14 protein-coding genes are annotated in these 19,157 nt (G+C 48.8%); 3 read left to right on the top strand and 11 right to left on the bottom strand.

Annotated features, from left to right (window positions below):
- Nucleotides 1–108: 108 nt before the first annotated feature.
- From accD to QMA35_RS01885, 7 genes are all read right to left on the bottom strand, one after another.
- Nucleotides 109–1,041: an acetyl-CoA carboxylase, carboxyltransferase subunit beta gene (accD, locus tag QMA35_RS01915; protein WP_281645436.1), complete on the bottom strand. Its 933-nt coding sequence runs from the start codon at nucleotides 1,039–1,041 to the stop codon at nucleotides 109–111.
- A gap of 80 nt (nucleotides 1,042–1,121) precedes the next feature.
- Nucleotides 1,122–1,949: a tryptophan synthase subunit alpha gene (gene trpA / locus QMA35_RS01910; protein ID WP_281645435.1), complete on the bottom strand. Its 828-nt coding sequence runs from the start codon at nucleotides 1,947–1,949 to the stop codon at nucleotides 1,122–1,124.
- Between the two features lie 11 nt (nucleotides 1,950–1,960).
- Nucleotides 1,961–3,196: a tryptophan synthase subunit beta gene (gene trpB, locus QMA35_RS01905; RefSeq protein ID WP_281645434.1), complete on the bottom strand. Its 1,236-nt coding sequence runs from the start codon at nucleotides 3,194–3,196 to the stop codon at nucleotides 1,961–1,963.
- Complete coding sequence (locus tag QMA35_RS01900) at nucleotides 3,186–3,830, bottom strand: phosphoribosylanthranilate isomerase (protein WP_281645433.1); 645 nt, start codon at nucleotides 3,828–3,830, stop codon at nucleotides 3,186–3,188. The genes trpB and QMA35_RS01900 overlap by 11 nt, the downstream gene beginning before the upstream one ends.
- 45 nt (nucleotides 3,831–3,875) lie before the next feature.
- Nucleotides 3,876–4,817, bottom strand: coding sequence for a tRNA pseudouridine(38-40) synthase TruA (gene truA, locus QMA35_RS01895; protein ID WP_281645432.1), 942 nt, complete (start codon nucleotides 4,815–4,817; stop codon nucleotides 3,876–3,878).
- A 30-nt stretch (nucleotides 4,818–4,847) separates the two neighbouring features.
- A complete protein-coding gene (locus tag QMA35_RS01890; protein WP_281645431.1) occupies nucleotides 4,848–7,841 on the bottom strand; it encodes a FimV/HubP family polar landmark protein in 2,994 nt (997 codons plus the stop codon).
- 202 nt (nucleotides 7,842–8,043) lie between these two features.
- On the bottom strand, nucleotides 8,044–9,057 hold the full coding sequence (locus QMA35_RS01885; RefSeq protein WP_281645430.1) for an Asd/ArgC dimerization domain-containing protein: 1,014 nt from the start codon (nucleotides 9,055–9,057) through the stop codon (nucleotides 8,044–8,046).
- 127 nt (nucleotides 9,058–9,184) lie between these two features.
- Here QMA35_RS01885 and QMA35_RS01880 point away from each other — a divergent pair, with 127 nt between their 5' ends.
- Nucleotides 9,185–11,815: an inositol phosphate phosphatase SopB gene (locus QMA35_RS01880; protein WP_281645429.1), complete on the top strand. Its 2,631-nt coding sequence runs from the start codon at nucleotides 9,185–9,187 to the stop codon at nucleotides 11,813–11,815.
- A 373-nt stretch (nucleotides 11,816–12,188) separates the two neighbouring features.
- Here QMA35_RS01880 and asd read toward each other — a convergent pair whose 3' ends face one another.
- From asd to leuC, 4 genes are all read right to left on the bottom strand, one after another.
- Nucleotides 12,189–13,310: an aspartate-semialdehyde dehydrogenase gene (asd, locus tag QMA35_RS01875; protein ID WP_281645428.1), complete on the bottom strand. Its 1,122-nt coding sequence runs from the start codon at nucleotides 13,308–13,310 to the stop codon at nucleotides 12,189–12,191.
- Between the two features lie 18 nt (nucleotides 13,311–13,328).
- Nucleotides 13,329–14,405: a 3-isopropylmalate dehydrogenase gene (gene leuB / locus QMA35_RS01870; protein WP_281645427.1), complete on the bottom strand. Its 1,077-nt coding sequence runs from the start codon at nucleotides 14,403–14,405 to the stop codon at nucleotides 13,329–13,331.
- Nucleotides 14,406–14,468: 63 nt separating this feature from the next.
- Nucleotides 14,469–15,116: a 3-isopropylmalate dehydratase small subunit gene (gene leuD, locus QMA35_RS01865; protein WP_281645426.1), complete on the bottom strand. Its 648-nt coding sequence runs from the start codon at nucleotides 15,114–15,116 to the stop codon at nucleotides 14,469–14,471.
- On the bottom strand, nucleotides 15,116–16,552 hold the full coding sequence (leuC, locus tag QMA35_RS01860; RefSeq protein ID WP_281645452.1) for a 3-isopropylmalate dehydratase large subunit: 1,437 nt from the start codon (nucleotides 16,550–16,552) through the stop codon (nucleotides 15,116–15,118). The genes leuD and leuC overlap by 1 nt, the downstream gene beginning before the upstream one ends.
- Before the next feature lie 195 nt (nucleotides 16,553–16,747).
- Here leuC and QMA35_RS01855 point away from each other — a divergent pair, with 195 nt between their 5' ends.
- Together QMA35_RS01855 and QMA35_RS01850 are read left to right on the top strand one after the other, a co-directional pair.
- Complete coding sequence (locus tag QMA35_RS01855) at nucleotides 16,748–17,644, top strand: LysR family transcriptional regulator (RefSeq protein ID WP_281645425.1); 897 nt, start codon at nucleotides 16,748–16,750, stop codon at nucleotides 17,642–17,644.
- A 61-nt stretch (nucleotides 17,645–17,705) separates the two neighbouring features.
- Entirely contained in the window at nucleotides 17,706–19,148 is a 1,443-nt protein-coding gene (locus QMA35_RS01850; protein ID WP_281645424.1) for a TrkH family potassium uptake protein, read from the top strand.
- The last annotated feature ends 9 nt before the right edge of the window (nucleotides 19,149–19,157 follow it).

The raw sequence follows: 19,157 nt of genomic DNA, 5'->3' as shown, positions 1-19,157 counted from the left end.
CGGTTAGAAATTTCAACCTTTAAGTACAGTGAAAGGGTAATAATTTCAAGCAATTATCAGTGAAATCTGCAACAGGTTCTGCAGCTTTCACTGACAATTAGCCAAACATCAAGCTGGAGCTTCGGCTTCATCGAAGTCACTGTCTGGCTCTGACGTTGAAACTGGCTCTTCAATGACAGGATTCAGATGACCGGTCATACGGCGAAGACTACGTGCCAGCGTTGCCTTAAGCTTGTGGCGGTGAACAATCATATCCACTTGCCCGTGCTCCAGCAGAAATTCACTGCGCTGGAAGCCTTCTGGCAATTTCTCACGAACAGTTTGTTCAATAACACGGGGGCCGGCGAAACCAACCAGAGCACGGGGCTCGCCAATATTCAGATCGCCCAGCATGGCCAGGCTGGCAGAAACACCACCGTAAACAGGGTCTGTCAGCACAGAAATGTAGGGAATGCCAGCCTGCTTCAAACGTTCAAGCACGGCACTGGTGCGAGCCATCTGCATCAGGGAGAACAGTGCTTCCTGCATACGGGCACCACCACTGGCGGAGAAACACACCAGAGGAATACGGTGTTCGAGGCAGTATTCACCGGCACGAACAAACTTTTCACCCACAACAGTGCCCATTGAACCACCCATAAAGGCAAATTCAAAAGCTACAGCAACAACTTGCACATCCTCAATATTGCCGCGCATACATATCAAAGCATCCTTCTCGCCAGTGCTCTTTTGAGCCTGACTCAAACGATCACGATACTTTTTACTGTCCTTGAACTTCAGCCGGTCAACAGGCTCAAGATCGGAAAACATTTCGTCTTGCTCCTCTCCCAACAGACGTTCAAGACGCTGACGGGCAGGAACACGCATATGATGTTCACACTTCGGGCAGACATCCTGATTACGCTCAAGCTCGGGGCGGTAAAGAACCGACTCACACTTAACGCATTTCTTCCAGAGTCCTTCCGGAACACTGCTTTTCCCCGGCTGTTTCGCAGACCGGGACAGTGAAGGAACAAGTTTATCCAGCCAACTGCCACTCATGACGCTTTCCAGTTGCACATTCGAGTTAATCCCCCAACCAACCTTTCCCGAGCCCGAAAAAGGCTGATCAGGGAAAAGAGTTACTGATCCATGGCGGTACGCATTTCGGCCAATCGGGTTGCCACAGCAACCCGCCCGGCAGCGAGGTCATCATGGGCGGCCAGCTCTTTCACCAGAGCGGTTCCCACAATAACTGCATCCGCGGTTTTGCTGATGGCAGCTGCAGATGCACCGTCACGTATGCCAAAACCAACACACACCGGCAGATTCGTGAACGACTTAATATGTTCAACACGAGTCTGAACCTCATCGGCATCGAGGTTACCGGCCCCAGTCACTCCTTTGAGTGACACGTAATAAACATACCCGCCAGCGACTGCACAAATCTTGCGAATACGTTCATCGACAGTATTCGGCGATATCAGAAAGACTGTTTCCAAGCCTTCTTTGTGTAGAGGCTCAAACAGAGTTGCTGCATCTTCCGGTGGAATATCTACCGCCAGTAATGCATCAACTCCAGCCTCAGCCGCTCTGCGGGCAAATACTTCGTAGCCCATAATTTCGATAGGATTTAAATACCCCATCAGGGCAATCGGAGTCACATTATCCTTCTTCCTGAACTCTGCGACCATTGCCAGAACGTCAGCAAGTGTAACGCCCTGTGACACAGCTCGCTGGTGAGCCAGTTCAATCACCGGCCCATCGGCAACCGGATCAGAGAAAGGAATACCCAGTTCAATAATGTCCGCACCGGCTTCCACCATAGAGTGAAGCAGTGGAACAGTGGCTTCCGGACCAGGGTCACCCGCTGTTACATAAGGGATCAAACCCTTGCGCCCTTCACTTTCCAGACGAGAAAAACAGGCTGTAATTCGCTTGGTTTCCGGAGTTGTTTGTATTGCCGTCATTGTCAGCCCCCTTACAAAGTAATGCCGTCAATGGCAGCAACAGTATGCATATCCTTATCACCACGACCGGACAAGTTCACGATAATGCTCTGATCCGGAGACATGCTGGGAGCCAACTTGTTGACATAAGCCAGAGCGTGGCTGCTTTCCAGTGCAGGAATAATCCCCTCATAAAGAGTCAGATCATGGAACGCCTGTAGAGCTTCATCATCTGTGGCGTAAGGGTACTCAGCCCGGCCAATTTCATGCAACCACGCATGCTCAGGGCCAACACCAGGATAATCCAGACCAGCCGATACGGAATGACTTTCAATAATCTGGCCGGCATCATCACACATAATGTGGGTACGGTTGCCTTGTAGAACACCTTTACGACCATCGCTGAAACGTGCCGCATGTTTGCCGGATTCGACACCAAGGCCACCGGCTTCCACACCGTAAATTTTCACGCCTTTATCATCGATAAATTCGCTGAACAGTCCCATGGCATTGGAGCCACCGCCTACACAGGCGACAAGTGCATCGGGAAGTTTCCCAGTCATATCCAGAATCTGGCGACGGGCTTCACGACCAATAATACTCTGGAAAGTACGCACCATCTGCGGATAAGGGTGTGGACCACAGACTGTACCCAACAAATAGAAGGTATTATCAACGTTGCTCACCCAGTCACGGAGAGTAGCATTGATAGAATCTTTCAGTGTCTGGGAACCGTTAGTCACAGGCACAACTTTGGCACCCAGCAACTTCATGCGGTACACGTTGGCAGCTTGTCGCTCAACGTCTTTCGCCCCCATATACACGACACATTCCAACCCTAAACGGGCACACACTGTTGCTGTAGCCACACCATGCTGACCGGCTCCGGTTTCAGCAATAATACGGGTTTTCCCCATACGCTTAGCCAGCAGAATCTGGCCAACAGCATGGTTAATTTTGTGAGCACCTGTATGGTTGAGGTCTTCACGCTTCAGATAAACCTGGGCACCGCCGAGCATACGGGACCATCGTTCAGCATGATAGAGAGGGGATGGACGACCCACATAGTGGGCTAGATCTCGGTCAAATTCTTCCATAAATTCAGGGTCAGCAACGTACTTATTAAAAGCTTCGCTGAGCTCCTGAACTGCGGGCATCAGGGTTTCGGGGATAAACTGACCACCGAAATCTCCAAAATAGCCGCGCGCGTCAGGCTGGCAGTAAGGCTGCCCGCCATTTTTCATTGCCCCGTTATCTCTATCGGACATTGTTGACCTCTTCCATAAACTCTCGAATGAGAGTTTCATCTTTTTTCCCCCGGGAACTTTCAACGCCGCTCGAAACGTCGATAGCCCAGGGCTGTACAGTGGCAATTGCGTCTGCCACGTTGGCAGGAGAGAGCCCTCCCGCCAAAATCAAAGGTTGCTTAAGATGCTTTGGGAAGCGATCCCAGTCAAAGGCTTCTCCGGTGCCACCATAAACACCCGGAGTGTAAGAATCCAGCAGAAAAGCTGAGGCTTGTGGCCATTGTTCCAATTCGGATGCGACATCACTGTTCTCTCGAACTCGAACGGCTTTGATCCACGGCAGCCCCCAGCTCTGGCAGAAGTCATTAGACTCATCGCCATGAAACTGCAGAGCATCAAGCTCAACTGTCTGCAAAACCTCTTCCAGAAACTGTGGCTCAGGATTTACAAATACACCTGTACGGGTCACCTGTCCGGCAATCGCAGACGACAATACACGACCCTCATCAAGAGTCAGGTTTCGTGGACTGGGCTGATAAAACATAAAACCTACAGCATCGGCACCGCATTCCACTGCAACAACAGCATGTGCAGGGTCACGTAAGCCACAAATTTTAACGTGTACCCGGTTGTCAGAACTGCTATCAAACAACATTAAACCACTCCACCCTTGTGCTTTTCAGCAGCCTCCGCTGGTGGATTAAACCAGCAGCGATCCAACAAAAGAAGGCCCTAAAGGCTCTTTTGGCAAATCAAATTCCTTCGGATACACAACATCAACAAAGTACAACCCCCATGGAGGTGCCGTTACTCCACCGGCACTGCGATCCCTGGCATCCATTACATCTTTTGCCCATTCTGGCTCGCGCTTACCGGAACCTATGTCCATCAACACACCAGCAATATTGCGAATCATATGATGCAGGAACGCATTAGCTTTGACGTCTATTACGATCAGATCACCAAATTGGTTTAATTGCAGGTGCTCAATTGTCCGCACTGGGTTTTTGGCCTGACACTGAACCGCACGATACGAAGTAAAATCATGCTGGCCAACAAGATATGTTGCTGCAGTACGCATTCGCTCAATATCCAGTGGACGGTAGTTCCAGGTAAGCCCCCGACTCAGATGTGCTGGCCGGATAGGGTTATTGTATATCACGTAGCGGTATCGTCTTGCCAGTGCTGAAAACCTGGCATGAAAATCTTTTGAGACAGGTTTGACCCAACGCACAGCTATGGAATCCGGCAAATTCGTGTTAGAACCATACACCCAGCCACGTACGCTGCGTACAGCGGTGGTATCAAAATGAATAATTTGCCGACTGCCATGCACACCCGCATCGGTTCGCCCGGCACAAACAACAGAAACCCCATGATTAGCGACCCTGCCAATAGCTTTCTCAACCGCGGCCTGAATAGTCGGAAGACCACTCTTTAACGACTGCCAGCCATGGTAGGCGGAACCATCATATTCAACACAGGCAGCGAAACGGTACACCTCTGGAACAATGTCTTGAGAGGCGGCACTATCTGCCAACACTTCATTCACTGGTGCTTCACTCAACAGTATTTCACCTATAAGGCCTTTATCCAGTGCCTTGTTGCCTGGATAAACAGGCATAAAAAAGGCCGGTATCATATACCAGCCTTTTTCTGACAGGAAAGAGAATTAGCCGCTGATTTTCTCAATCAATCCTTTCGCTTCCTGTTGCTGGACATCGCTGCCCTCTCTGACAACTTCATCCAAAATATCCTTGGCACCCTCTTCATCACCCATTTCCATATAAGCACGAGCCAGATCAAGCTTAGTTGCCGTTTCGTCGGTATCATCAAGGAAGGAGAACTCATCTTCCATCTGCCCCAAATCACCGGCAGCATCGGAATCAGTAATTCCTGCCAGCGCAGCATCAAGCTGCTCAGACACAGCGTCAGCTGTTGTCTGATTAACAGCAGGCTCTTCTTTGGCTTCGGTTTCAGAAGCTACTGCTACTGCAGCAGTTTCATTCTCCTGTTCGACCGTCAAAGCATCTGGCTGAGAAGCCTGCTCAGGCGCACCAGAAATAGTTTCTGGTGCCATGCCCTCCTTAACAGCTGCATCATCAAGATCAAAGTCGGCAGACAAATCTGCAAGTTCGGCATCAAGCTGTTCAAGCTCAGTATCGAAATCCAAATTTTCGGCAGGTTGAGCTGCTGTCACTTCAGCTTCGTCAACTGAAGTTTCTTCCAACGTTATGCCATCGATAGATAATTCATCATCAATTTCGAAAGCCGGTTCACTCTCAGCTGTAGCTGGCGTCTCCACAGCCTCAGGCTCTGACACCTCAAAATCAAGACCGGCATCCAGTTCAAGATCCTGCAGCTCTGGCAGCTCTTCCTGCTTTTCAGCGACTTCCTGGATTTCATCAGACTCAAGAGATTCGAAATCCAGATCAAAGTCTTCGAGTCCAGATTCATCCGCACCTTCCTCTGGGGTTGCTTCTACTTCAGCAACAAGTTCAGAGACTTGTTCAGATTCGTTATTCCCTACTGACTCTGGCTTCTGTTCAGCATCAGTCGCCCCATCAAAGTCATCAAGATCAAATTCCAGCCCAGTATCGAACTCTTCACCACCGAGGTCGAGATCAAAATCATCAGCAGAAGCAACTTCTTCAGTTTTCTGGGCCTGAATCGGTTCTTCTGCTGCAACAGACTCAGCGATAGTTTGCGCAGGTTCTAACTCAGAATCTGTTGAATCAAAAGCTCCGGCAGGGAAACGGGTGCGTAACTCACTGGCCCGGTTCAGCCCTTCACTGCTGCCCAGATTTTCCAACGCCTTTTCCTGAGCAAGGAAACCCTGAACATTTTGGCTATCTGCCATAACCTCCATCAACTTAATACGCAGATCAGCCCGTTCTGGGGACTCGGAGATAGCAGTAGACAAGAGTTCAGTGGCCTGCTCAAGACGGCCGTAAGCAATATAAATATCTGCTTCACCCAGCGGATCAGCTGATTGAGCTTGATCAGTCGCGGGCTCATCAAACAGCTCTTTATCGATATCAAGGTCAGATGTCACGTCTGACTCTTTGGCAGATTCTTCATTTCCCTCTGACTCCTGCGGAGCAAAGAGATCTTCAACCTCTGGTAAATCTTCCAAATCGTCTGAGGACGACTCGTCAATAACGTCTTCCTCATCCTCTTCTGCCTGCTGTCTACGGCGTCGGGCCAACAGCGCAACAATCGCAAGAATCAGAACCAGAGACCCACCACCGGCCACCAGGTACACCTGATTCTTCATAGCAAAATTCATCAGGCCTTCTGGCGACATCAGATCAGGTTCAGCCGCTGGCGCACCACCAAAGGCAGATTCAATCGGATCAACCTGACTCGAGGCAGGAGAAGCCCCCCCAGCAGAAGCAGTATTTTCACTGGCCGACGTATCGAGTTCTTCAACTTCGTAGTAGTTGTAATCAATCTCTTCTTCGGGTTCTGGCTGTACAGTCGCCTGTTGCTGAGCAGCCTGAACCTGTTGATCCAAAAGTTGGGCAGCTGTCAGCTCATCGCTTTTCAGGACCACCAGTGTTTCCAGAGATTGTATCTGTTCTTCCAGCTCTCGGAGGCGGCCTTTTAGATCAGTATTTTCTCTGCTCAGAGTATCCAACTGTTCCTGATTGACAGAAATAGCGGATTCAAGGGCACGCGTTCCCGCTGCATGACTGCCACCCCCCTGATCAGAAGCATCTTTGGCAGAGTTTTGAACACCAGTGGTAACGATGTTCAGGCGATCCTGTTCGATGGTGCCACGAGCAGTTTCCACAACTTCGGTTTTACGGGTAGCGTCAACCTGTACTCTTCCTGAACTCTGCTGCCACTGACGATTCTGCTCAGCAACCGTACGGTTTGCTGCCACACCGTCAAGGGCATCAATGGCTGCCCGATCAGGAATACTTAGCAGAGAACCTTGTTTCAACAGATTAATGTTGCCATTAATAAATGCTGAAGGGTTTTCAGACTGCAGCGCCGCCATCATCCTGACAGGTGTCACATCACGACCCGGCCGAGTGCGTAAAGCAACCTCCCAAAGAGTATCACCCTGTTTTACTCGATAGGTCTCAGACGATCTGCCGCGATTCGGGGAAGTAGGGGCAGAATTTCTAGAAACAGGTGCTGTGACAACTGGCCGCTTAAACGGCTTTACAGGAGCAGGAGGCGGGGCTGGTGCAGGCTTTGGAACATTAATAGCTTTGGGGGTTGACGAAGCAGCAACGACCTCATTACTAAAAGATGGTGGATCGAGTAAAAGTGTGTATTCACGCAATAGCCGGCCATCTGGCCAATGAACTTCCATCAAAAAATTAAGATAGGGCTCAACGACAGGCTTGCGGCTGGTTACCCGCACATAAGCCGTACCATCTTCCCTCTTTATAGTGCGGAACCGAAGCTCCGACAGAAAGTAAGGGCGTTCAACGCCTGCACGCTCAAAATCTTCACGGGTTGCCATACTAGGCAAGACCTCCCCCTGAGTCAGTTCCCGTACCTGAACAAGTTCAATTTCTGCATCAAGAGGCTGATTCAATGCAGAGTTAAGTCGGATATCACCGAGACCAAGCCCATAAGCGGCGCTGGCTCCAAGCGTACCAGTTACGCTACCAGCTATGGCAATGGCTGCGGCGAGCTTACGTAACATATATCCCCTATCCTTTCTTTTTATTTGCGAGGTACGAATCAGGCGGAAGTAGGAAAAATACTACCGTCAGAACCATTGCATTATACAGATAACCCTGCACTGATCTTTAGCTACCCGGACACTGCTTCAGTGTCACACTGTGGACACAGGAGTACTGTCATGTTAGGACAACACCCACCAATTATAATTACATGTTAAGTTATCATTGCAGAAACTCTGTAATCAACCACTGATAGAGTTGTACGGCTCCTGAAGCACTTCCAGAACGGGAATTATCAGACACAATCCACATATTCAGAACATTTTCCTGGGCCTCTGATGACCCGAGCCCACAAATATGAACCAGACGACGTTGATCCTCATCGGCACTCACCAAAGACACTGGTGTAAAGGACTCCTCAGGGTCAGCTGCAATTTTTACTGACGGAATCCCCTCAAGAACGTCCCACACTTCACTGACACCCACAGCCCAATCCAGAGACACAGAAAGGTGAATGACCTGTCCGTAGAACACAGAAGCCACCATACTGTTTACATGTACTGGCATACCTTCATGCCCAGATAACGTAACCAATTCACGGCCAGCTGTTACCGCATCACCGCAATTTCCAACAAAGGAAGGCAATACATTGAAAGCAGTCTGTTCAGAGAATACAGAATGTTCGGCAGGCAACCCATTCAGCAAGCGATTCGTTTGCCCTGCCAGCTCACTGACACCCACCTTACCTGCACTGCTGACAGACAAACAGCAACACAGATCAACTCTACCAATATCACCCAACTGCCGTAATGCCCGAAGTACTGGTGCGACCGTCATGGCAACATCACCAGGTACAGCCACAACACCATTCTGTTGCAGAGTCATCAGCGCTTCCGGGTTTACATCTGGATGCACCAGAGAGGCATAGTTCTGGCTGCGACTAAACGGCGTTGCATCAAGAACCATCGCTCCAGCGGCTCCGGCCAGCCCAATAGCCTCTTCCGCAAGCTCAGCGTCACCAGCACAAATAACAATCTGTCCAGACTGAAACTGCATCTTAGCCAGAGACTGGACAGGCAAGCTGTGGCTGCCAAGACTGACTGTAGTCTCATCATCCGACACGCCAGCAATCGCGATGATTTTATCAGCAGTCAAGTCCAGTTCCGCCAGCATGGAAAGGATCGATTCACCAGCAAAAGTATCCGCCCCGACAAGGGCGAGAGGTATATCAGACATAAGCAATTTGATTCGAATAGAAAAACTGGCGCCACTGTATAGCGAGAGAGAGTGCTTTGCAAAAAAGGCAAGACACACCACTATCGGCCGATAGACCTTTTTAAGTCACCCATAGAAAAGGTCAAACATGGCTACCAGAGGCCCTGATTCCCCACGAATTCACCTACGGCAATCGGAATCATCAAGCAACGATAGCTCAGACTCTGAACCCATAAGTAGTCAGAGAACCGCTAGCTTTGGCAGTTCAACAGTTTCCGAAACGTCATCACGGAGCAGCTTTCCTGAGGCCGCACCTCCCGAGGAACAGGAACACGCAAAACAAACCAGTAAACGACTTGTTGACCGAGCAGCAGCCTTTGTGGCTTCACGCTCCCGTCTGGTTTCCATAGCAAGTAGCTCCAGCGATGAAAGCCACTCAAGCACACCAGCCACCCAGAGTAGAAAAAAACGCATCGCCTCCATTAGTAAACTACGCAGCAACAATCGAGAAAAATTTTCTGAGTGGACCAATCTGGATGACCCAAAGAGCCTGGGAAGTACAGTCTTTAAGAACATAACAGGTACAACAACGCAGTTCTTGTCAGATGTAGAGCGGAAGTACCTCCAGGAGACCATGCTTGAGCACATTGAACCATTAATAGGTAGGGGAGAGCCTGAAACAGAGGCCTCGAAACTCATTGAAAGAGTTATTGTGGAGGAAAGCCTTGCTACACAGCTACTGCCAAACCTTAACGGGTTGATAAAGTCTCAATCCAGCAGTAGCACTCCATGCCCTATTGTGCTAACAAAACTCACCTATCCTCAGGGAGCAAACTCAGACGGGGACATACAGGCAAAAGCCATACAGGCACAGGCAAAAGCCATACTGGAGAAACTTAGGATCATATTTCCTGAGGTTATGTCAACATTGCGCACGCAGTACTTTGAAGCATTACACAGTGGCTCACCCACAGAACAGTCAGCCGCTTACGATAGGTTGCAAGTTAACCTTCTGACCGCAAAAGGAAAAATACTCAGATGCAACCAGCTAATAGTCCTTGATGAGAACAGCAGTGAATTCACAAAGCTGTTAAAAAAAGATCTCGACTTAATAGTTAAAAAGCTCAATCAGGAGTTGGAACTTCTGAACACATTGCAGGCACAGGATTACAGGGTAGAAGACAACTATATTCATGGAGCAAAGAGTGTACTTGACCCCGCGTGGGCTTTGATTCAGTCAGAAAGATTCCCAACAAAACCGAAAAAAGACGTTAAAGCCTTTAAGACATTTGTTAAAACCAAAAGAGAAGAGTTATCAAAACTCGATAGAGATAAAATCAGACCAAGTATTATAAGAGACCTTAGGCTACTTCAGGAGGAGTGCTATGAACTTGCCAAAAACATAAAAATGAAACCTGTAGAAAAACCTGCAGCACAGGCTTCCAAAGAAGAAAAAGAACTCGAAGGAGAAAGTAATAAACTACGAACGATACTCAAAGCCGATGTTCAGGCATGGCGATCTGAGCATGGCTGGCAGCCAACCAGCTTTCTTGTCCCCGTGAGGCAAGGTTTGAAAACTGCACTTTACACTATTGATGTCCGTACAGTGGAAAGCATGTTTGGCAGACAAGGAGGAGTTCCCTCGACAGCCCAACATGTCACCGACAAACCCTGCAATGCACTCGTTCATACCGTTCGCTCCACCGTAACAAACACTCCTGTTGATAACTGCATACGTTCAGCCGTTCTCACCCCTTACATGGAAGATAATGAGGATAAGCGTACTAAAGGAACGACAGAAAGAGCCCGGCAAGAAATAGTAGCAGGCCTTTTGAATCAGTTTGATGGAGATGCCGAAGCCTTGGAAAAATTCTGTGGCACTGAAGCCCACGCAGCAAACATTGAAGTTCTCTTGAACAGTTACCTGACAACAGATAAAGCACGCTCATACCTCCACATTCATGATAATGAGTTGAAAATGCATGTAACTACATGCGAAGCACTGCAAGCCCTCACAAGCAATGGAGGCCATCCAACCCAGATTACATTCGAAGACAAGCACGGAAATATGCGAACTATCTATGTACGTCCCAAACTGGCAGTCACGTGCTGCGGCAGTAATGGGATTGCATTGAAGTGGGGAGAACTGACTCGCCCCTGGCATGTTGCCGACATCTATAACAGAGACGCTGTTTTAGAGATGACAGGCTCTGAGTTTCCCGATGATGATATTGAAGGCTGGGTTGGCGAGCGCCTGAATCAATTTGAAAGCACTTATCGGTGTGAACACCCTAATAGAGAGAGAATTATCAGAGCGGTGAACGAATGGCGAACCATTATACTGCTTGATGAACACCATGAAGCAAAAAACGACACCTTCAAAGGCACCAATCCACCCGATGAAATATTAAACCTTTTAAGAACAGATAACGCAGCTGTGGCTGCCTGCATGCGCGAACATCCCCCGACGGAAGATGACGCCGCAAGAGCCCCAAGAGTTTTGAACCCCATTGTTATACGCTTCTGTAAGAGTGGTAAGGATCGCACTGGCGCAGGGGTAGCATCAATCAGTCGCAGAATGGCTGAAGCCGATATGACAGGACGAAACACTATCAGTGAACCCAGCTTTACTGAAGACAGGCAATTCAACGCACAAGCATTTGCTATGTCCATGCAAATGCTTATCCAGCTCTGGAATGGAGCCATGGGCTATAAGACTGATGGGGAAAAGAACTTGATAGGGCCTACTCTACATGCCGCCCGAAAGCACTCACAATAATACATATTATTCCTATTCTGACTTCTTGGAGCAACTCTAAATCTTCAGGGTTGCTGATTAAAGCATCAGATATGATTGTATAATATAAATATTGTAAAATACCAACCAAACCTCATCTAAAGATACTCCCGCCGGGTCTGTCTTCTGCTCCTGATTTTTTTGTAAAACCTTTAGAAAGAAAGTTTCGCCGCCGGTTCTGAATATGCCCGTATTGATAACAAAATTAACAACAGGCGCTCAAACAGATTCAGCTAATTTCTGCACTCAACGAAAAATTGATCTATTTGCTACAAACCAGAAGGAATCCAAATTGATAAAACAATAAAAAAGTCCGAGTGGAGCATTCCACCCGGACTTTTTTGAATTGAAATGGTTAAAGCTTACCAAGTACAATATTTAACATTCGGCGTAAAGGCTCTGCAGCTCCCCATAGCAACTGATCACCTACAGTAAATGCAGACAGATACTCAGGCCCCATATTCATTTTCCGCAAGCGACCAACAGGAATATTCAGCCCACCGCTCGCAACTGCCGGACTCAGCTTCTGCATAGAATCATCACGATCGTTAGCAATCACCTGGACCCAGTCATTCGCCTCACCCAGAATGGATTCCACATCCGCCATAGGCACATCACGGGTCAACTTCAATGTCAGCGCCTGAGAATGACAACGCATAGCCCCTACCCTGACACACAAACCATCAACAGGAACGGGATTGCTTTCACGACCAAGAATTTTGTTAGTTTCTGCCTGTCCTTTCCACTCTTCCCTGCTCTGACCATTGGCCAACTGGGAGTCGATATAAGGAATCAAACTGCCGGCCAGAGGGGCTCCAAATTCTGTGATATTGAGGCCAGAACGAATAGTTTCCGCAACCTTGCGATCAATATCCAGAATGGCAGAAGCCGGGTCCGCAAGTTCATCAGCAACGGCATCACGTATAACGCCCATGCCGCTGACCAGCTCACGCATATGACGGGCACCGCCACCACTAGCAGCCTGATAAGTCATGGCCGAGGTCCATTCCACCAAACCTTCACGGAACAGGCCTCCCAGCCCCATCAGCATCAAGCTGACGGTGCAGTTACCGCCAACATAGGTTTTCACACCCTGCTCAAGAGCTTGATCAACCACCGAACGATTCACTGGATCAAGAACAATTACAGCACTGTCGTCCATCCTCAGTTTGGAAGCAGCATCAATCCAGTAGCCATTCCAGCCAGACTCCCGGAGTTTTGGATACACTTCACCGGTAAAGTCGCCCCCCTGACAGGAAATAATAATCTCCATATCAGAGAGTTCATTAATATCGTAAGCACTCTTCAATGCTGGTACAGCAGCCCCACCAACCACGTGTGAAGGACCAGGCTGACCAGCCTGAGACGTGGTAAAAAATACCGGCTCGATATAGGCGAAATCGCCCTCTTCCGCCATACGCTGCATGAGCACGGAACCCACCATTCCACGCCAGCCGATTAAACCCACCTTTTTCACGGCCAAAACCTCTTAGCGTTAGCTATTTAACATATTAACAACGGCGTCACCCATACCGCGGGTGCCAACCTTTTCACAACCTTCAGACCAGATATCACCAGTGCGGATACCTGCATCCAGAACCTTGCTTACCGCCTGCTCAATTGCATCAGCAGCTTCTGTTTCGCCCAGAGAGTAACGCAGCATCATCGCAACAGAGAGGATTGTGGCCAGAGGGTTTGCCAAATCTTGCCCGGCAATATCAGGAGCAGAACCATGAACCGGCTCATACATACCCTTGTTATTGGCATCCAGAGAAGCGGATGGCAGCATACCGATAGAACCCGTAAGCATAGCGGCACAATCAGACAGAATATCTCCGAACATATTGCCGGTAACCATCACATCGAACTGCTTGGGAGCACGAACCAATTGCATTGCGGCGTTATCCACGTACATATGAGACAACTCAACATCGGGATATTCCGGAGCCAGCTTGTCCATAATTTCCCGCCACAGCACGGTCACTTCCAGTACATTGTGCTTATCAACCGAACAGAGCTTGCCACCACGCTTCTGCGCGGCCTCAAAAGCTACACGCCCAATACGCTCAATTTCAGACTCACTGTAAACGTAGGTATTAAAACCTTCGCGCTCACCATTTTCTAAAGTACGGATACCGCGGGGCTGACCAAAATAGATTCCACCGGTCAGTTCACGAACAATCAGAATATCCAGTCCGCTGACAATTTCAGGCTTCAGTGAAGAGGCGTCTGCCAACTGCGGATAGAGAATAGCCGGGCGAAGGTTGGCAAACAGCTCAAGATTGGAGCGCAGCCCCAGCAGCCCCTTCTCAGGACGAACAGCCATATCCAGGTCATCCCACTTCGGGCCACCCACAGCACCCAGTAACAGTGCGTCTGATTCTTTGGCCTTCGCCAAGGTTTCCTCTGGCAGAGGAACACCGGTGGCGTCAATGGCAGATCCGCCCACCAGCGCATTATCAGTCTCAATCGCCAGACCAAATTTTTCTTTCACCGCATCAAGTACACGAACAGCTTCAGCCATAATTTCATGACCAATTCCATCGCCGGGCAGTACAAGAACTTTCTTCATTCGTTCAACTCCTGAAGGCGAACTGGTTGGCACCTGCCCGCCTGAATGACCTGTCATTAATTCTTAATTTTCCAATTCCCGGAACAACCACGGGAATTTTTGTTCGTGTTTCTTTTCGAAGGCATGAATGGCATCAGCTTCTTTCAATGTCAGGCCAATTTCATCCAAACCATTGAGCAGACACTCTTTCCGGAAAGGGTCAACCTCAAAGGCCAGCTCGCCGCCATCAGGCCTCACAACAACCTGTCGTTCAAGGTCAATAGTCAGGCTATAACCCTCTTCCGCACATTCGCGGAACAGTTCATCCACATGTTCGTCTGAAAGAACAATGGGTAACAGACCATTTTTGAAGCAGTTATTGTAAAAAATATCAGCAAAACTGGGAGCGATAACACAACGAAAACCAAAATCATCCAACGCCCAGGGAGCATGTTCACGACTGGAACCACAACCAAAGTTCTGACGTGCCAGCAACACTGACACATTCTTATAGCGAGGCTGATTCAGAATAAAATCAGGGTTCACCGGACGACCGCTGCAATCCTGATCAGCCTGCCCTACATCCAGATAACGCAGCTCATCAAACAGGTTTTTACCAAACCCTGTGCGCTTGATGGATTTCAGAAATTGCTTGGGAATAATCATGTCAGTGTCGATATTCGCCCGGTCCAGGGGAGCAACCAACCCCTTATGAACAGTGAATGCTTTCATTATGCCTGCTCCTCCTTCACCAATTCACGAACATCAATAAAGTACCCGGTTACCGCTGCCGCTGCGGCCATAGCCGGACTGACCAAATGGGTACGGCCACCAAAGCCCTGACGACCTTCAAAGTTCCTGTTTGAGGTCGATGCACAGTGCTCACCTTCACCCAGTTTGTCAGCATTCATTGCCAGACACATGGAGCAGCCTGGCTCACGCCATTCCAAACCAGCTTCAACAAAAATCTTGTCCAGTCCTTCGTCTTCCGCCTGTTGTTTAACCAGGCCAGAACCGGGAACCACCATCGCCTGTTTAATAGACTCAGCAACCTTGCGACCTTTCACTACTACTGCGGCAGCACGTAGATCTTCAATGCGGGAGTTGGTGCAGGAGCCAATAAATACCCGATCCAACTTAATGGATGTCAGCGGTTGGCCAGCTTCCAACCCCATATACTGCAAGGCTCTACGAATACCATCAGCTTTGGTAGCATCGTCTTCGGCTTCTGGGTCAGGAACAGAGGCACCTACCGGAGCAACCATTTCAGGAGAGGTTCCCCAGGTAACCTGTGGCTGAATATCAGCCCCATCAAGAATCACTTCATAATCAAAGACAGAATCGACATCGGAATGCAGCGTATGCCAGTAATTAACCGCCGCTTCCCACTCCACGCCTTCCGGCGCAAAAGGGCGGCCTTTCACATAATCAATAGTCGTGTTATCAACAGCAACCAAACCAACACGGGCACCTGCTTCAATGGCCATATTACAGATGGTCATACGACCTTCCATAGATAAAGCTTCGATAGCTGTTCCAGCAAACTCAATTGCGCAACCGGTACCACCAGCAGTGCCAATCTTGCCGATTACCGCAAGCACAATATCTTTCGCGGTTACGCCATGGCCTAACACGCCATCAACCCGTACCCGCATATTTTTCATCTTTTTAGCGACCAGGCACTGGGAAGCCAAAACATGCTCAACTTCAGAGGTTCCAATACCGTGAGCCAACGCACCAAAGGCTCCGTGGGTGGCAGTGTGGGAGTCACCACAGACAACAGTCATACCCGGCAAAGTTGCGCCTTGCTCCGGGCCAACAACATGAACAATACCCTGACGAATATCCTGCATGGCATACTGAACAATGCCGAACTCACTACAGTTATCATCCAGAGTCTGTACCTGAATTTTGGAAATCGGGTCAACAATTCCCTCAATACCGACTTCCCGTTCATTCACAGTTGTGGGTACGTTATGGTCGGGAGTCGCCAGGTTGGCACTTAAACGCCAAGGTTTACGGCCAGCCATACGCAGGCCTTCAAATGCCTGGGGAGAAGTCACTTCATGGAGTAGCTGGCGATCAATATAAAGGAGAGCTGAACCATCATCACGGCCCATAACCAGATGATCATCCCATAATTTGTCATAGAGGGTTTTTCCAGCCATAACTTCCTCCTCAGGCTTTGCTCTAACCCGCAAGATAGACGGGTTCAACGGCAATACGGCAATCATTTTTATTTGTATTGGCATCCTATGCCAGCCTTACAAATAAAACAAATTTATATTTTTTATCTGTTTGATAACCAATTGGAATAGATATAAAGTTCGAGACAAAATGGGTTAATCACTAATCAAAAACTGATGGATAGCCAAAATCTGACCGCCTTTCTGGCCGTTGCACAAACAGGTTCCTTCTCTCTTGCCGGTGAACAATTACACCTGACTCAACCTGCAATCAGTAAACGTATAGCGACCCTCGAAAACCAGCTGGACACTCGCCTGTTTGACAGGGTTGGGCGATCCGTGATGTTAACGGAGGCCGGCCAGCTGTTAATCGCACGCGCCCGCCATATTCTTCGCGACATAGAAGACACACGCCAGGCTCTATCCAACCTTTCTGGTAAAATCAGTGGTCGGTTAAGTATTGCCACCAGTCACCATATTGGCCTTCACCGGCTTCCTCCAATCCTGCAGACGTTCAACCAGCTCTATCCGGAAGTCTCCCTTGATATACGATTTGTGGATTCAGAATGGGCCTATGGTGGAGTGCAGAGGGGTGACATAGAGCTGGGAATTATCACCATTGCACCAGAGCAGAAGAGCAGCCGGTTTATTACCAGAGAAATATGGGAAGACAGCCTGATTTTCATGGTATCAGGAACGCACCCCCTTGCTCAGTCCAATAATGCCAGCCTTAAGACTATAAGCGAGCATCCAGCAGTATTCCCCGGAAATAACACATTCACCCGTTCAATCGTTCATAAGCACTTTGCCCAGAGTGGACTGAAACTCGATGTTATTATGGAGTCCAACTATCTAGAAACCCTCAAAATGATGGTCAGTATCGGGCTGGCCTGGAGTGTTTTGCCTCACACCATGCTGACCGAGGAAGTTATCGATATCACGCCTCAAAATATGTCCATAACCCGTAGTCTGGGCTATGTTCATCACCGGGACAGAACTTTGTCCAATGCCGGGCAGGCGTTGATTGGTTTGCTGGAAAAACAGTTACAGCCAAAACCACGTACAAACCCGTAATTACACCAGTCTTCAGCTGCATGAAACTACGCGGTCTTGTCTATGAAGCAGTAATTCAACAATGAATCTTAAACCGGTCCTGTATGTCATCAGCCTTTTCACCATGGTCTTTGGCCTGCTGATGCTCGTTCCGGCACTCTGCGACCTCACAATCGGCAGCCCTCATGCTGCCTCTTTTTTCGAGTCGGCTATATGGACATTCCTGGCCGGTGGCCTGTGTGTTTTGATAACCCGCACTGAACAGTTTCGCCTTGATCCTCGTCAGATTTTCATCCTTACCAATTTAAGCTGGGTGACACTCAGTGCTTTTGGTGCCCTGCCGTTTGTATTGATTGAAGATATGAGTTTCACTGACGCTTTTTTCGAAACCATGTCTGGAGTTACAACAACAGGCTCTACGGTTATGGCCGGATTGGAACAGGTTGATAAAGGCGTGCTCCTCTGGCGTTCACTATTGCAATGGCTTGGTGGAATTGGCTTTATTGTGATGGCTGTTGCCATTCTGCCGTTTTTGAAAGTCGGTGGTATGCGCCTATTCCAAAGTGAATCCTCTGACTGGTCAGACAAATGCATGCCTCGTTCTGGCTCCATTGCCAAACGAGTTGTGATCACCTATCTCATCCTCAGCACGCTGTGCACTATTGGCTATAAGCTGGGAGGAATGACACTTTTTGAAGCCATCAACCATTCCATGACCACTCTATCCACTGGCGGTTATTCCACATCTGATTCCTCTATGGGCCACTTCACTCACTCATGGATTTACTGGAATGGAACCATATTTATGCTTCTGGGCAGCCTTCCATTTGTATTGTTTGTGAAATGCACCAAGGGTTATTCAGAAGATCTCTTTAAGGACAGTCAGGTTCAGGCATTTCTTGGTTTTATGATTGTTGTGTGGGTTTCCCTGGCACTCTGGCAAACCCTGACCAAAGACTGGAACTTTTTCTATAGCCTGACTCTCGTTGCCTTCAATACAACATCAGTTGTAACCACCACGGGCTACGCCCTGACGGATTACAGTACCTGGAGCGGATTAGCAACCACGGTATTTTTCTTCCTGATGTTTGTGGGTGGCTGTTCCGGGTCTACAGCGGGAGGTATTAAAATCTTCCGCTTTCAGATTGGCTTTAAGCTGTTACTCATGCAGTTGAAACAGGTCAGCCATCCAAGAGCATTTCTGGTTCATCGTTATAACGGTGTAGAAATCACCAACGATATTCTTCGTTCCATGGTGGCCTTCTGCTTTTTCTACGCCTTGCTGATTGCAATCATGACCATTCTACTCTCTGCAATGGGGCTAGATATAATCACCAGCATGAGCGGCTCCATTACTGCAGTCAGCAATGTTGGCCCTGGCTTTGGTGAGCTGATAGGACCGGCGGGTAACTTTATCAATCTTCCCGATGCTGCCAAATGGGTGTTGAGTTTTGGCATGCTGATGGGTCGCCTTGAAATCATAACTGTTCTGGTTTTGCTGACACCATCGTTCTGGAGAAACTGATACACTGCT

Origin of the sequence: Parendozoicomonas sp. Alg238-R29 (genome assembly GCF_947331445.1) — a bacterium.
Taxonomy (GTDB): domain Bacteria; phylum Pseudomonadota; class Gammaproteobacteria; order Pseudomonadales; family Endozoicomonadaceae; genus Sansalvadorimonas.
The sequence above is the reverse complement of the archived record's forward strand: the minus strand, read 5'-3'. Positions and strand labels throughout refer to the sequence as shown.

Coding starts and splice junctions, on each gene's coding strand:
- accD (WP_281645436.1), bottom strand. CDS start 1,041: ATGAGTGGCAGTTGGCTGGATAAACTTGTTCCTTCACTGTCCCGGTCT.
- trpA (WP_281645435.1), bottom strand. CDS start 1,949: ATGACGGCAATACAAACAACTCCGGAAACCAAGCGAATTACAGCCTGT.
- trpB (WP_281645434.1), bottom strand. CDS start 3,196: ATGTCCGATAGAGATAACGGGGCAATGAAAAATGGCGGGCAGCCTTAC.
- QMA35_RS01900 (WP_281645433.1), bottom strand. CDS start 3,830: ATGTTGTTTGATAGCAGTTCTGACAACCGGGTACACGTTAAAATTTGT.
- truA (WP_281645432.1), bottom strand. CDS start 4,817: ATGATACCGGCCTTTTTTATGCCTGTTTATCCAGGCAACAAGGCACTG.
- QMA35_RS01890 (WP_281645431.1), bottom strand. CDS start 7,841: ATGTTACGTAAGCTCGCCGCAGCCATTGCCATAGCTGGTAGCGTAACT.
- QMA35_RS01885 (WP_281645430.1), bottom strand. CDS start 9,057: ATGTCTGATATACCTCTCGCCCTTGTCGGGGCGGATACTTTTGCTGGT.
- QMA35_RS01880 (WP_281645429.1), top strand. CDS start 9,185: ATGGCTACCAGAGGCCCTGATTCCCCACGAATTCACCTACGGCAATCG.
- leuB (WP_281645427.1), bottom strand. CDS start 14,405: ATGAAGAAAGTTCTTGTACTGCCCGGCGATGGAATTGGTCATGAAATT.
- leuD (WP_281645426.1), bottom strand. CDS start 15,116: ATGAAAGCATTCACTGTTCATAAGGGGTTGGTTGCTCCCCTGGACCGG.
- leuC (WP_281645452.1), bottom strand. CDS start 16,552: ATGGCTGGAAAAACCCTCTATGACAAATTATGGGATGATCATCTGGTT.
- QMA35_RS01855 (WP_281645425.1), top strand. CDS start 16,748: ATGGATAGCCAAAATCTGACCGCCTTTCTGGCCGTTGCACAAACAGGT.
- QMA35_RS01850 (WP_281645424.1), top strand. CDS start 17,706: ATGAATCTTAAACCGGTCCTGTATGTCATCAGCCTTTTCACCATGGTC.